The following is a 13,672-nucleotide window of genomic DNA, read 5'->3' as shown; positions in this document are numbered from 1 at the left end:
ACTCTGGGCCGTCCGCCGTCGGTTTTCGATGATGACCGGGTGGACGACACCCGCTATCCCTGCCCCGCCTGCGGCGCCCCGGCCGACCTGACCGCCGGTTGCGCCGGCTGCCGCCGCCCGCCGGACCCGGTCGCGGCCGAGGTGGTCCGACTGGGGCGGGAGGTGGATCGGCTCGGTCCGGAGGTGGAGCGGGCCCGCCGGACGTACACCGAGTTGGCTGGTCTGTTGGCGGCCACCTCGCGGCGGCGGGCCGAGCTGGCGGCGGTCGTCCGCGCGGGGCTGGCGGCGGGGGCACCGGTCGTCGGGCCGGCGCAGGTCGTCGCGTCGGCGTCGCCCGGTGGCGCGGGGGAGCACGCGCGGCCCGGCGCGGCGGAGACCTCGACCCGGACGGTCCAGGGGTTGCTGTTCGTCCTCGGTGGACTTCTGCTCGGCACCGCGGCCGTGGTCTTCACGGCGGTGGCCTGGGCGTCCGTGGGGGTCGGTGGCCGGGCGCTGATCCTGGCGGCGGTCACGGCGCTCGTCCTGGCCGGCCCGCTGCTGGCGGTCCGCCGGGGGTTGCGGGGTACGGCGGAGACGTTCGCCGCGGTGGGGCTGCTGCTGGTGTTGCTGGACGGGTACGCCGCCTGGTCGGTGAACCTGGGCCAGGTGGCCGGATGGCCGGGCACCAGGTACGCCGCGCTGGTCGGGGGGGCCAGCGCGGCGGTCTTCGTGGCGTACGGCCGGTTGAGCGGGTTGACCGGGCCCTGGTTCGCCGGCCTCGTGGTCGCGCAACCGGTGCTGCCGTTGCTCGCGGCGCCGGCCGAGCCCGGCGCGGACGGCTGGGTGCTGGTGCTGCTCGGGGTGGCCGTGCTGAATCTGGCGGTGCTGGTCGCGCTGCGCGATGGGGACGACGCACGCCGGCTCGCCGGTCGGGTGCTCGCCGGGCTGGGTCACGTCGGCGCGCTGGTCGGCGCGGGCGCGTGTGCGTTGGTGCCGTTGGTGCTGGGGCGGTCGGCGGGGTCGCCGTTGCTGGCCGGCGTGCCGATGCTGCTGGTCGCGGTGACCGGGCTCGTCGCGGCGTTGCTGGTCGGCGGCACGGCGTCGCGGGCGGTGGCCGCCGGCCTGCTGATGCCGGTGCTCGCCGCCGCGCTGCTGCGCCCGGTGGGTGAGCTGCGGCCGTCGTTGCTGCTGCTCGCGGCGGCGACGGTCGCGCTCGTCCTGGCCGGGGCGGTACGGCTGTTGCCGACCGTCTGGCGTCCCGGGCCGCGCGCCGGCGCGCTGCTGGTCGCGGCCGGTGCGGCGCAGGTCGCCGTGGCGATCGCCGGTGTGTTGGCGGTGGCCGCCGCCGCCCGGTCGCTGCCGCCCTGGCACGGGGCCGGGTGGGGGCCGGATCTGAGCTGGGGTTGGCAGGTGGCGCCCGCCGTGGCGCTGGCGCTGGCCGCGGCCGCGTCGTTGCTGCCCCGCCGCGGGTGGGCGGGGCTGGCCACGGCCGGCGCGGTGGTGGTGCTGCTCGCCGTGCCCATCGGCTGGACAGCGTCGTGGGCGACGGTGGTGGCCGTGGACCTGGCCGGCGGGGTAGCCCTGGTGCTCGCCGTACTGGCCCGCCCGACGACCCGACCGGCCACCCAGCTCGGCTGGGCGGCCGGCGGCGCCGTTCTGATCGGGCACGCGCTGCTGGTGGCCCTGGCCGATCCGCTCGGCGTCGTGGTGGTGCTGGGCATCAGCACCGTGCTCGGGGTGGCGCTGGCGGTGCGGACGGCCGACGGGCCGTACCGATGGGTGGCGGGTGTCGGTCTGCTGGCCGCGCACCTGGCGCTGCCCGCCATCGCCGCGGTGGCGCTCTTCGCGGCCGGCGCGCAGCCCTGGTGGCAGGCCCGGGCCGCGCTGATCGCCGCCGGGCTGTCGCTGGTCGCGACGCTCGCGGTGCGTCGCCACCGGGTCGACCTGATCGAGTACGCGGTGCCGGGCGCCGTGGTCGCGGTGCTCGCGGCCGGGGTCGCGCCACTGGTGGCGGCGGGGAACGAACCCGTGACGCTGTACGCCGCGCTGGCGGCGCTGGGCGTCGCGCTCGTCGCCCGCTGGGGCCTGCCGGCGCTCGGCGACGAGCGGGACGGTCCCGCGGAGCAGACGACTGTCGAGGGATTGTCGACGGTCGGGGGGCCGTCGGCGATCGGGGGTCTGCTGAGGGCGTCGGGTGCCGTGCTGGCGGGGGTCGCGGTGCTGGCCGCGCTGCCGACGATCCTCATCGCGCTGGTCTTTCCGTACGGCATCTGGGAACCGGTCTGGTCCGGGGCGCCGACCGCGACCGCCGATCGGGGGCTGTTCCCCACCGGGCTGGCGCTTGTCGGGTTGGCGGTGGCCGCGGCGCTGGCCGGTCGGCGGGTGCGCCCACCGCTGCTGGCCGGCCTGCCGTTCGCCGCCGCCGCGCTGCCGGTGCTGCTCGTCGCGATCGGTGTGCCCTGGCCGGTGCTGCCGGCCGCCACCCTGCTCGTCGGGGTGTCCACGCTACTGCTCGCCGCCCTGGTGGCGCCCCGTCCGGGGCTCGCGTCGATCGCCGTGCCCGTGGGAGCGGTGTTGGCCGCGGCGGGCGTGGCGGTGCTCCTGGCCACCAGGTCCGGCACGCTCGCGGCCGAGGGCACGCTTCTGGTGACGGCGGTGGTCGTCGCCGTCGGAGCGCGGATGGTCGAGGTGCGCGTCGTCGGAAGCGTCGCCGCCGTGGGAGCGGCGTGCGCGCTGGCGGTGACCGCTCCGCTCGCCAACGGGCTGGGGTTGCGGGCGGCGGCGTACCCGCTGCTGGCTGTGGCCGTGCTGGTCCTCGCCGCCGCGGCCACGTCCAGCCGGCGGCGGGCACCGGTCGGGCGCGTGCTGGATGCCGCCGCGCAGGCGGTGGCGGGGGTGGCTGCGGCGCTCACCGTCGAGGTGGCGCAGCAGCTCGCGACCGTCTGCGTGCTGTGGGGTGCGGCCGTCGCGCTGCGGCTGCTGCGCCAGGGGGAGCCGGCCGGTCGACGGTGGCGGTTCGCCGCCATCGCCGCCGGCAGCGAGTTGCTCGGTGCGTGGGTGCTGCTCGCCGCCGGTGGGGTGACCGTGCTGGAGGCGTACACCCTGCCGGCGGCGGGGCTCGCCCTCGGCGCGGGCCTGCTGGCGTTGCGTACCCGGCCGGGGCTGACGAGTTGGCCGGCGCTCGGCCCGGGGCTGGTCGCGGCGCTGCTGCCGAGCCTGGTGTCGGTAATGGCCGGGCCGGATCCGCAGCCGTGGCGACGGTTGCTGCTCGGCGCGGCGGCGCTGGGCGCGGTGCTGGCCGGCGCCAGCCGCCGCTGGCAGGCCCCGGTGTTGCTCGGCGGTGCGGTGCTGGCCGTCCTGGCGCTGCACGAGATCGCCCGTGGCTGGGACCTGCTGCCCCGGTGGATCTACCTGGGCGCCGGCGGGCTGGCGCTGATCGGGCTGGCCGCCAGCTACGAGCGGCGGCGCCGTGACCTGGCCCGACTGCGCGCCGCAGTGGCCCGGCTGGGCTGAACCGAGGCCGGGGGTAGGGCCCGCCCTACCCCCCATCCGGGGGTTGTCAGGGTTACTCACCGCAACCGATGCGGGGAGACTGACGTTGACCCCGAACCATCCTGGTTCGGGCGCAAGCGGAACAGGAGCAGCAATGGCGCTCGGAGCGGTGGCGGAACCGCCGGTACGACGGCGGGGTAGTGATTACGCACAGTTGTCCCGACGGATCAGTCAGGCCGGCCTGCTGGAGCGGCGACCTGCCTCGTACGTTGCCCGCCTCGTGCTCACCCTCGGCGCCTTCGTGGCCGGTTGGGTCGCCGTGTTCCTGGTCGGCGACTCCTGGTGGCAGGTGGCGCTCGCGGCCGTGATGGCGGTGGCCACCACCCAGGTCGCGTTCCTCGGTCACGACGCCGGGCACCGCCAGATGTTCCGTCGACGCGGTCCCAGCCAGGTCGTCGGGCTGGTCGCCGGCAACGCGGCGGTGGGGATCAGCTACGGCTGGTGGGTCGACAAGCACAACCGGCACCACGCCAACCCGAACCACGAGGACGAGGACCCGGACGTCGGCGCGGGCGCCCTGGCGTGGACTCCCGAACAGGCGCTGGAGACCCGGGGCGCACACCGCTGGATGGCCAGCCGGCAGGCGTACCTCTTCTTTCCGCTGCTCTTCCTTGAGGGTCTGAGCCTGCACGTGGCGAGCATCCGGGCGATCATCGGCCGCGAGCAGAGTGGCCGGTACGCGACCCCGATGCGGCACCGCGCGGTCGAGGCAGGGCTCCTCCTCGCGCACACCGCCGGCTACGTGGCGCTGCTGCTGGCGGTCATGTCGCCGGGCAAGGCGCTGCTCTTCGCCGCCGTGCACCAGGGGCTGTGGGGCCTCTACATGGGCTGCGCGTTCGCGCCGAACCACAAGGGCATGCCGATGCCGACCGCCGAGGACGAGCTGGACTTCCTGCGCAAGCAGGTGCTGACCTCACGCAACGTGCGGGGCAGCCGGCTGGTCGACACCGCGCTGGGCGGGCTCAACTACCAGATTGAGCACCACCTGTTCCCGAACATGCCCCGGGCGAACCTGCGCCGGGCGCAGCCGATCGTCCGCGCCTACTGCGTCGAGCAGGGCATCCCGTACGCGGAGACCGGGCTGATCGAGTCGTACCGGCAGGCGCTCGGCCACCTGCACGAGGTGGGCCGGCCGCTGCGCGGCTGAACAGAGCGGCTGACGTGAGATCGACAGGCGGGGCGGCATCGGGTGATGCCGCCCCGCCGGCGTCTGCGTGCCTCAACTGGCGGTGGCGCGTACGGCTCGCTGGACACGCCACCGGTAGGGTCTGGTCATGGCAGACCTGCTCACCGCGGACGCGGTGCGGAAAGAGCTGGGCGGGTTGGCCGACTGGTCGGGTGACCCGACCGGCATCGGCCGCACCGTTCAGCTCGGCAGTTTCCCGGACGCCATCGCGGTCGTGGACCGGGTGGCGGCGGTGGCCGAGGAGCTCGACCACCATCCCGACATCGACATCCGATGGCGGACCCTGACCTTCCGCTGTGTCACGCACTCGGCCGGCGGGGTCACCCACCGGGACATCGAGCTGGCCCGGCGGATTGACGACATCGTCCGGAGTGCGGCATGAGATTCGAGATCAGCAAGGTTCTGGACGCCATCGAGGGGCGGGTCTGCACCGACCCTTCGCTGGCCCGCGCGGTGCTCGACCTGGCCGAGATCATCCGCTACCAGGACATCGACGGTGGCCGGCCGGCGAGCCTGCTGCGCCTCGGCATGGTCATCGACGCGCTCTCCCGCGAGCTGGAGGAGGACAGCGTCCAGGTGTACGCCGTGGTGCACCGGGCGCTGCTCTCCGACGCCGACCTGACCTCGAACGAGCGGATGGTGGTTCGCCGCTGGGCCGACGACGGGCTCGTCGAGGTGCTCGACAACCCGGGGGACCGGATGCTGGAGGTCGCCGACCTGCTCGGCCTTCCGGTGCTCAGCCGGGTGCGCTTCGACGGGCTGCGCGGGCGGTTCCCGTGGCTGGTCGAGCAGCCCGGCCGGGTGGTCGCCCCGGTGCCGGGCGCCGGTGGGCCGGTGTTCATCGCGCACGTCGGTGGCGGGCACGCCCCGGTGGCCGGCAAGCGTTCGCCGACCGGGGCGAAGCTGCTGGCCCGGCAGTGGCGCTGCCCCGAGTCGGGCTGCGCGCTGTTCGGCGGTGGTGGCGGGGGTGGCGCGTTCGCCGACCTGGCCGGCGGAGCGGACCGCAGCCCGGCCGCGCAGCCGCCGCCCTCGCTGCGCAACGGCGTGCCGACCTGCCCGCGACACGGCGCGCGGCTCGGCGACGGCGGCCCGCGTCCGCGTACGGAGGTGTTGGCCGTGCGCGTGGGTGGCCTGGTGCGACGGCGGTTCGTGCTGAGCGAGGAGCAGCCGGTGGTGGCCGGCCGGGCGCCCGAGCAGGAGGGCGGGATCATGCTCGGCCAGTGGCTCAACGACGAGGCCCGGCGGTGGATCAGCCGGGGTCACGTCCGTTTCGAGCTGCGGGTCGGTGAGGTCATCGTGACCGACGTCAGCACCAACGGCTCCGGCATCCGGCCGGCCGGGTCGATGAACGAGGCGGACCGGATCCCCCTGGCCCCGCAGCAGTCCCGGGTGCTGGGCGAGAACGACATGATCGAGCTGTACCCCGGCGTGCAGATCGGCCGCGCCGAGGAGTTGCCAACCGGCGCCCCGTTCACCCCCACCTCGGTGATGGCCGAGGCCCCCACGATGGCGATGCGCCTACCCCGCCCCTAACGCAAAAGGGCGGGCGCCGGGGGTTTCGGCGCCCGCCCTTCCACCCAGTGCCGCCCCAGCGCGCCGACCCCGGTTGATCATGAAGTTATTGCCACGACACGCCGCGGCAGCGGGCAATAACTTCATGATCAACGCGAGGGTCAGGCGGTCAGTACCTCCGCCAGCTGCGCCACCGCGAGGTCGATCTCTTCCTCGGTGATGACCAGGGGTGGGGCGAGCCGGATGGTGGAGCCGTGGGTGTCCTTGGCGAGGATGCCGCGCTGGGCGAGGCGCTCGCAGGCCTCCCGGCCGCTCATCAGGGCCGGGTCGATGTCCAGACCGGCCCACAGGCCGCGTACGCGTACCTCGACGAGGCCCTTGCCGACCAGCCCTTCCAGGCCGGCCCGCAGCCGCTCGCCCAGCTCGGCCGAGCGGCGCTGGAACTCGCCGGTGGCCAGCAGCCGGACGACCTCGATCGCCACCGCGCACGCGAGGGGGTTGCCGCCGAAGGTGGAGCCGTGCTGGCCGGGCTTGAGCACGCCGAGCACGTCGGCGTTCGCAGCCACCGCGGAGACGGGCACGATGCCGCCGCCGAGCGCCTTGCCGAGCAGGTACATGTCCGGCACGACGCCCTCGTGGTCACAGGCGAACGTCCGACCGGTACGCCCCAGACCCGACTGGATCTCGTCGGCGATGAAGAGCACGTTCCGGTCGGTGCAGACCTGGCGTACGCCCGGCAGGTAGCCCTCCGGCGGCACCACCACGCCCTGCTCGCCCTGGATCGGCTCCAGCAGCACGGCCACGGTGTTCTCGTCGATCGCGGCGGTCAGCGCCTCCAGGTCGCCGTACGGCACGACAGTGAAGCCCGGGGTGTACGGCCCGAAGTCGGCGCGGGCGTCCTCGTCGGTGGAGAAGCTCACGATGGTGGTCGTCCGGCCGTGGAAGTTGCCCTCGGCGACCACGATGTTGGCCTGGCCCGGGGTGACGCCCTTGACCTGGTAGCCCCACTTGCGGGCCACCTTGATCCCGGTCTCCACCGCCTCCGCGCCGGTGTTCATCGGCAGCACGAGGTCCTTGCCGCACAGCTCGGCCAGTTCCCGGCAGAAGTCGGCGAACTGGTCGTGGATGAACGCGCGGCTGGTCAGCGTCAGCCGATCCAGTTGCGCGTGCGCGGCGGCGATGAGCTGCGGGTGCCGGTGGCCGAAGTTGAGCGCCGAGTAGCCGGCGAGGCAGTCCAGGTAGCGGCGGCCGTCCACGTCGGTGAGCCAGGCGCCCTCGGCGGACGAGATGACCACCGGCAGCGGGTGGTAGTTGTGCGCCGTCCAGCGCTCGGCGTCCCGGACCGCTCCCGGCGTACGCAGGATGTCATCCACGATCACTTGCTTGCCTTTCCCTGACGGAGTCGCAGCGTGCAGCACTTCGGTCCGCCGCCGGCCTTGAGCAGCTCGGACAGGTCGACACCGATGGTCTCGTAGCCCCGGTCGCGCAGCTTGGCGGCCAGGTCGGTGGCCTGCGCGGGCAGCACGACGTGCCGTCCGTCGCTGACCGCGTTCAGGCCCAGCACCTCGGCGTCGGCCATGGTGGCGTGCACCGCGTCGGGGAAGAGCCGGCGCAGCACGGCCTGGCTGCCGGGGGAGAACGCCTCCGGCAGGTACGCCACGGTCCGCTCGTCGAGCACGGTCAGCGCGGTGTCCAGGTGGTAGAAGCGCGGGTCGACGAGCTGCATGGTGATCACCGGGTAGCCGAAGACCTCCTGCAACTGGGCGTGCGAGGCGTGCGCCGTGCGGAAGCCGGTGCCGGCGAGCAGGTGGTCACCGGCCAGCAGGACGTCACCTTCGCCCTCGTTGACGTGCTTCGGGTCGTACATCTCGAAGCCGGCGGCCTCGAACCAGGCCCGGTAGGCCGGCGCCTCGTCGGCGCGCTGCGGGTCGCGGAACTGCACGGCCATCGCCTTGCCGTCGATCACGGTGCCGCCGTTGGCGGCGAAGACCATGTCGGGCAGGCCGGGCACCGGAGTGATCTCCTCGACGGTGTGGCCCAGGTCAAGGTACGTCTGGCGCAGCTGCTCCCACTGTCGGACGGCCAGCGCGGCGTCGACCGGAGCGCTCGGGTCCATCCACGGGTTGATCGCGTAGTCGACGGCGAAGTACGTCGGCCGGCACATCAACAGGCGCTGGCTGGTGGCGTCCATCGTCATTGTCCTGCTCCCAGGGGTCGGGCGCGCCCGGCCACCGTGGCCCACGGGCTGGCGCCGTTGCTCAACGGTATGCGGCGCGACCGGCAGGATCCACCACCAGAACTTGCGCAGACCGCAGATCCGTTGCGTGTGAGGCCTGCGCGGCCGCGATTCGTTGCGTAGATAGGCCGGTCAGGGCTGACTGGTGCTCCGCGTCACCCGACGTGGCCTGTGCGACGACACCGTCCGTGTGCGTGACACCGTCCGTCTGCGGGTCAACGTGCGGGCCGGCTGCGGGGGCAGTGGGCGCATCCTTTGCTCTGCTTCAGCGGAGGCAACACCTGCCGTCCGGTAATCGGACGCAACGTGTTGCCTGGGGTGAAGCAGAGCAAAGGACGAAAGGAGGAGGAAGGTGAGCCGGAAGGCAGGAGCGAGAAGGAAGAGGAGGAAGAGGAAGAAGGAGGCGGAGAGGGGCTCAAGAGAGGGAGCGGAGGGAGGCGGGGGTGCGCGCGCTGTCCCCTCTTGGAGACGGCCTGTGCGGACCCCGGACACACTTCAGGGGCGGCGAATCGCCGCCCCTGAAAGGGTGTTGCCCGATCGGTGAACCACCTGCGGGCTGCCGGCGAACCGCCGGCCGCGCCGGTGCATCACCGGCGAGCCGAAAAGTGCCCGCTAGAAACGGTCGACAAACTGTGAGTCAAGCCACTCGCGGAAGCGCTGCACCCAGTCACCGTCGGTGGTCGGCCAGTCGAACTGACCGGTCATCGCCAGCACGCCGATCACCACCGCCGCGAGGCCGATGAGCACGCCGAACAGCGCGTCGGTCTTGCCGGCGACGTGCCGGCGGCGGGTGGCCATCAGGCCGAGCACCGAGAGCACCGCGCCGAACGCGCCGAGCCCGATGCCGTACCCGGCCAGGGTGCCGGTCAGCACGAACAGCGCACCGGCGACGGAGACGATCAGGCCGAGGGTGGCGAGCAGGCTGGCCCGGGGCTTCGGGCCGCGCGTCACCGGCGGCTCCGGCTCGGTGTGGCCGGGGGTGGGGTCGACCGGGCGGTCGGTCGCGACGCGGTCCGTCGGGTCGGGTCGCGGGGTCGTCCGGTCGAGGTCCGTGTCGCTCTCGGGGCGTCGGGTCGTGCGGTCGAGGTCGGTGTCACGCTCGATGGTCGGGGCGGTCGCCGCGGCGCTGCTCGCCCGGGTCGGACCGTCCGACCGGAGCGCGCCGGGCCGGGAGTCGCCCTCCACCGGGCGGGCGGTGGCGGCGCGGGCCACCGCCGCGCGCTCCGCGGCACGCCGCTCGGCCTCGCCGGCCTGGTCGCCGGTCGCCGTCGTGCTGCGGTACGTCGTCTGGTCGGCGTCCCGGTCGGTTGCCACCGGTCGGCCGGTGACGTCGTCGGGCCGGCCGGTGTCGGTGACCGCCGTGCTGCTGTCCCGGTCGGCGACCGGGGTGTCGTTGCCGTCGACGCGCCCGTCGAGGTTCTCGTCCCGCGTCGGCGCCGGCTCGGACCGGCGGGACAGCGAAGGAATCCTGACCACTACACACCTCCTGATGAATGCGTGGTGGCCGACGAAACGGGTGGCACCCACGCGGTACCGCCCTCAACTACCCCGTTGGGCGTTTCCTGACACCAATTCCGGGTACGCCCATCACGCGCGGACCGACCTGCCCGGCACCGGGGCGGCGCAGAGCACCCGCAGCCCGGCCCGCTGCACGTACAGCTCCCGCTTGTCGACGGCCAGGCCCCTGTCGTCCAGCACGTAGCCGGTCAGCCAGACCCACCCGTGGTACGTGGGGCGCGCGTCCACGCTCACCAGTCGCAGCCGCAGCTCGCGGTCGCCGGAGAACTGCACCGAGCAGGCCGCCCCGATCAGCAGGAGGTCGCCGGGCTTCAGCTCGGTCACGTCGGCCAGTGCCCACGGTTGATCGGGATGCGGTGGCGGGCCCGGCAGGGCAGCTCCGCGCCGCAGCGGCACACCCTGCGCCAGCGCCTCCAGCTCCAGACCGGGCGATGCCGACGGGCGAGGGTCAGCGCGGTGACCAAGAGGTATTCGTTGTACGACACGCGCACCGCGGCATCCTTCCGCCGAATTGTTGCCGACGCCATTCCCGGCGTTCTTTTCGAGGCCCCGATACGTGACAGCCTGTTCCACGCTGGCCCCCTTGTGCAACAACTCCACCCCGTCCTACTCTCAAGCCGTATTGACGCACGAGGAATGGAAAAGAAATGTGTGCGGGGCGAAACAATCGGTGTTGCAGGAAGGGTGCGGTGATGTTGCATGACGGATGAAACAGGCGGGTCCACGGTCCCTCGGCGACAGCTCGGCCGGCTGCTCACCCAGCTCCGCGAGGACGCCTCGGTGACGCTGGACGCCGCGGCCGCGGCGCTGGACTGCTCGCGGCAGAAGGTGTGGCGCATCGAGAAGGGGCTGGTCCCGGTGCGCGTGGTGGACGCCCGCGCGATGTGCGCTCTCTACCGGGTGCCCGACGATATGCGGGAGATCGTCGCCGCGCTCGCGAAAGAGACTCGCGCCAAAGGGTGGTGGCATTCGTACGGCGATGTCGTCCCGTCGTGGTTCTCGCTGTACGTCGGCCTGGAATCGTCGGCGAGTCTGATTCGCCGATACGACTCCGAGCTGATCCCCGGCCTCCTGCAAACCCGCGAATACGCCAGCGAGCTTTTCCGCCGCAAGAACCCGACCATGAGCGCGCAGGATCGGGAGAAGCTGGTCGAGGTCCGGCTGCAACGGCAGGGCATCCTCGTCCGCCGGCTGCCGACCGCGCCGGTCCTGCGGGTCGTCCTGAGCGAAGCGGTGCTGCGGCGCACGATCCCCGACCGGCGGGCGATGGTGGGGCAGTTGCGCCACCTGCTCGACGCGGCGCTGCTGCCGAACGTCAGCCTGCGGGTGCTGCCGCTCGCCGCCGGTCCGCCGCTGGCCAGCGAGACCGGCACCTTCGTCCTGCTGGGCTTCCCGCAGGCGTTCGGGAGGGCGTCGACCGAGCCGACCACCGTCTACCTGGAGAACATCACCGGAGCGCTCTATCTCGACAAGCCAGCCGAGGTGGCCGCCTTCGAACATGTCTGGTCTGATCTGGAGACGCTGGCGTCGACTGAGGCAGAATCAGAGAAAATGATCACTTCGATCATCGAGGAGCATCATGACTGACCTGGCCGGTGCCACCTGGCGCAAGAGCACCCGCAGCGGCGGGAGCGGCGGTGACTGCGTCGAGGTGGCCGACAACCTCCCCGGCGTCGTTGCCGTACGCGACAGCAAGGCCCCGTCTGGGGCCGCCCTGGTCTTCCCTCCGCGCGCCTGGGCGTCGTTCGTGGCCGACGTCAAGGAGCAGCGCCTGGGCTGACGTGACCGCACTGCTCATTCGGCCCGGCCGGCTGCCGCTGACTATCCTTGGGTCCCGTGCCAGAGGGACACACGATTCATCGCCTGGCGGCCCGGAACGCCGAGCTGTTCGCCGGGGACAAGCTGCACGCCGCCAGCCCGCAGGGCCGCTTCGCCGAGGGCGCGGCCCGGCTGTCCGGCACGGTGCTGGAGAGCACCGAGGCGTACGGCAAGCATCTGCTGCACCACTACGCCGGCGAGCTGACCCTGCACGTGCACCTCGGCCTGTACGGGAAGTTCACCGACGGGCCGGGGGAGCCGCCCGAGCCTGTCGGCCAGGTGCGGCTGCGGCTGGCCAGCGACCGGCACTGGCTCGACCTGCGCGGCCCGACCGCCTGCGAGCTGTTCACCCCGCCCGAGGTCACCGCCCTGCGCGAGCGCCTGGGGCCGGATCCGCTGCGCGCCGACGCCGACCCCGAGCGGGCGTACGCCCGGATCTCCCGCAGCCCCACGCCCCTCGCGGCGCTGCTGCTGGACCAGTCGGTGGTGGCCGGCACCGGGCTGATCTTCGTGACCGAGGCGCTGTTCCGGGCCGGGTTGTCGCCGACGATGCCCGGCCGCAACCTGACCCGCGCCGGCTGGGACGCGCTCTGGGTCGACCTGGTCGAGCTGATGCGGCTCGCCCTCCGGCACGGGCGGATCGACACCGTGCGCGACGTCCACCTGCCGGAGGCGATGGGCCGCCCGCCGCGGGTCGATCGCCACGGCGGCGAGGTGTACGTCTACCGCCGCCCCGGCGCGCCCTGCCACATCTGCGGCACCGAGGTCAGTCGCGGGGAACTGGCCGGCCGCAACCTCTACTGGTGCCGCACCTGCCAGGCCGGCTGACCGGCCGCCGCCCGCGCTTGATCGCGGGATGCGGGGCCAGCGTGGCCGCCGGCCGGGCGTCACTCGCCGTCGAGCAGCCAGCGGACCACCTCGATCTGGTGCGGAAAGACGACCTCGCCGTCGATGCTCCAGGCCAGCGTGTGGCCGATCGTCCAACCCCGGACCCGCTCGGCGTCCAGCCCGAGGTCGCTGCTGAGCCGGTGCAGCCGGTGCCGGACGGCGGCCGGCGAGTGGCCCAGCTCCGGACCGCGCACGAGCGGCACGACCGAGAACTCCCGCTCACCGCTCAGCGGCTTCGGGTCGATCACCAACCAGGGCTCGCGGTCGGCGGCGAGCATGTTGCCGGCGTGCAGGTCCTGGTTGACGAGCACCTGCTCGCCCTGGCTCGACGCCAGGTCGACGAGCAGGGCGCACGCCGCGTCGAGCAGCCGCCGCTCGTACGGCCGGCCGGTCCGTTCCCAACTCCGGGGAATCCGGTCGAGCCAGCCGGCGGCCTCCTCGGTGAGCGGGGTGAACGGCGTGCCGGCCGGCCGCCAGAGCCGGGGCAGCACGTGGGTCGCCGCGTCCAGTGCCCGGTCCAGCGGCAGCTCGTACAGCGGCGTGCCGGGTTGGCAGCGTTCCACCAGCAGGGCGTGCCGTTGCGGGTCGTGTGCGAGCAGCCGGACCGCGCCGTCGCCGTCCCAGTGGGCCAGCGCGTCGGCCTCGTGCTGGCTGTCCCCGGTCGGGAACTGAAGCTTGAGCACCGCCGCCGTGCCGTCGGGCAGGTCGGCGGGGAGCGCCAGGGAGGCGTACGCGTACCGGAAGGGCGGGCCGAGTCGCAGCGACCACCGCTCGGCGCACTGCGCCAGCAGCGTCGGAAGTGTGGCCAGCCAGGCCCGGCCGACCGCTGACCCCCGTATCCAGCCCAGTCCCTCCGGCAGATCCATCCAGCCTCCCGTGGCATCCACCGTGCCACCACGGTGTTCGCGTGCCGGGTCCACTGTGGCTAGCGTGGGACCCGTGCGGATTGGCGTGACCGTACCGAACTTCGCCCCGGGCACCGA

General features: G+C 73.4%; 12 protein-coding genes. 7 read left to right on the top strand and 5 right to left on the bottom strand.

The window, feature by feature from the left end; translation table 11 throughout:
- Positions 1-39 precede the first annotated feature (39 nt).
- The 4 genes from ABZT87_RS23160 (at position 40) to ABZT87_RS23145 (ending at position 6,250) form a co-directional block, all read left to right on the top strand.
- On the top strand, positions 40-3,492 hold the full coding sequence (locus ABZT87_RS23160) for a hypothetical protein (RefSeq protein WP_355138022.1): 3,453 nt from the start codon (positions 40-42) through the stop codon (positions 3,490-3,492).
- 133 nt (positions 3,493-3,625) lie between these two features.
- Positions 3,626-4,678: an acyl-CoA desaturase gene (locus ABZT87_RS23155; RefSeq protein WP_354862674.1), complete on the top strand. Its 1,053-nt coding sequence runs from the start codon at positions 3,626-3,628 to the stop codon at positions 4,676-4,678.
- Between the two features lie 127 nt (positions 4,679-4,805).
- On the top strand, positions 4,806-5,099 hold the full coding sequence (locus ABZT87_RS23150) for a 4a-hydroxytetrahydrobiopterin dehydratase (RefSeq protein WP_354860475.1): 294 nt from the start codon (positions 4,806-4,808) through the stop codon (positions 5,097-5,099).
- On the top strand, positions 5,096-6,250 hold the full coding sequence (locus ABZT87_RS23145; RefSeq protein WP_355138020.1) for an FHA domain-containing protein: 1,155 nt from the start codon (positions 5,096-5,098) through the stop codon (positions 6,248-6,250). Before ABZT87_RS23150 ends, ABZT87_RS23145 begins: the two co-directional genes overlap by 4 nt.
- A gap of 140 nt (positions 6,251-6,390) precedes the next feature.
- Here ABZT87_RS23145 and rocD read toward each other — a convergent pair whose 3' ends face one another.
- From rocD to ABZT87_RS23125, 4 genes are all read right to left on the bottom strand, one after another.
- A complete protein-coding gene (gene rocD, locus ABZT87_RS23140; RefSeq protein ID WP_355138229.1) occupies positions 6,391-7,605 on the bottom strand; it encodes an ornithine--oxo-acid transaminase in 1,215 nt (404 codons plus the stop codon).
- Positions 7,605-8,420, bottom strand: coding sequence for a dimethylargininase (ddaH, locus tag ABZT87_RS23135; protein WP_354860482.1), 816 nt, complete (start codon positions 8,418-8,420; stop codon positions 7,605-7,607). Before ddaH ends, rocD begins: the two co-directional genes overlap by 1 nt.
- 657 nt (positions 8,421-9,077) lie before the next feature.
- A complete protein-coding gene (locus tag ABZT87_RS23130) occupies positions 9,078-9,941 on the bottom strand; it encodes a thrombospondin (protein ID WP_355138018.1) in 864 nt (287 codons plus the stop codon).
- A 111-nt stretch (positions 9,942-10,052) separates the two neighbouring features.
- The gene (locus ABZT87_RS23125) at positions 10,053-10,307 is read right to left on the bottom strand and encodes a hypothetical protein (protein WP_355138016.1); all 255 of its coding nucleotides are present in this window, start codon (positions 10,305-10,307) and stop codon (positions 10,053-10,055) included.
- Between the two features lie 375 nt (positions 10,308-10,682).
- On the opposite strand from ABZT87_RS23125, the gene ABZT87_RS23120 reads away from it, so the two are divergent.
- From ABZT87_RS23120 to ABZT87_RS23110, 3 genes are read left to right on the top strand one after another with little or no spacing between them, the layout of a single operon-like run.
- A complete protein-coding gene (locus tag ABZT87_RS23120) occupies positions 10,683-11,570 on the top strand; it encodes a helix-turn-helix transcriptional regulator (RefSeq protein WP_355138014.1) in 888 nt (295 codons plus the stop codon).
- The gene (locus ABZT87_RS23115; protein ID WP_354860466.1) at positions 11,563-11,763 is read left to right on the top strand and encodes a DUF397 domain-containing protein; all 201 of its coding nucleotides are present in this window, start codon (positions 11,563-11,565) and stop codon (positions 11,761-11,763) included. Before ABZT87_RS23120 ends, ABZT87_RS23115 begins: the two co-directional genes overlap by 8 nt.
- A gap of 56 nt (positions 11,764-11,819) precedes the next feature.
- Positions 11,820-12,629: a DNA-formamidopyrimidine glycosylase family protein gene (locus tag ABZT87_RS23110; protein ID WP_355138012.1), complete on the top strand. Its 810-nt coding sequence runs from the start codon at positions 11,820-11,822 to the stop codon at positions 12,627-12,629.
- A 59-nt stretch (positions 12,630-12,688) separates the two neighbouring features.
- Here the strand turns inward: ABZT87_RS23110 and ABZT87_RS23105 are convergent, their stop codons facing one another.
- The gene (locus ABZT87_RS23105; RefSeq protein ID WP_355138010.1) at positions 12,689-13,555 is read right to left on the bottom strand and encodes an aminoglycoside phosphotransferase family protein; all 867 of its coding nucleotides are present in this window, start codon (positions 13,553-13,555) and stop codon (positions 12,689-12,691) included.
- Positions 13,556-13,672: the final 117 nt, after the last annotated feature.

Origin of the sequence: Micromonospora sp. NPDC005237 (genome assembly GCF_040607775.1) — a bacterium.
Taxonomy (GTDB): Bacteria; Actinomycetota; Actinomycetes; order Mycobacteriales; family Micromonosporaceae; genus Micromonospora.
This window is presented reverse-complemented; position numbering and strand designations above follow the sequence as displayed.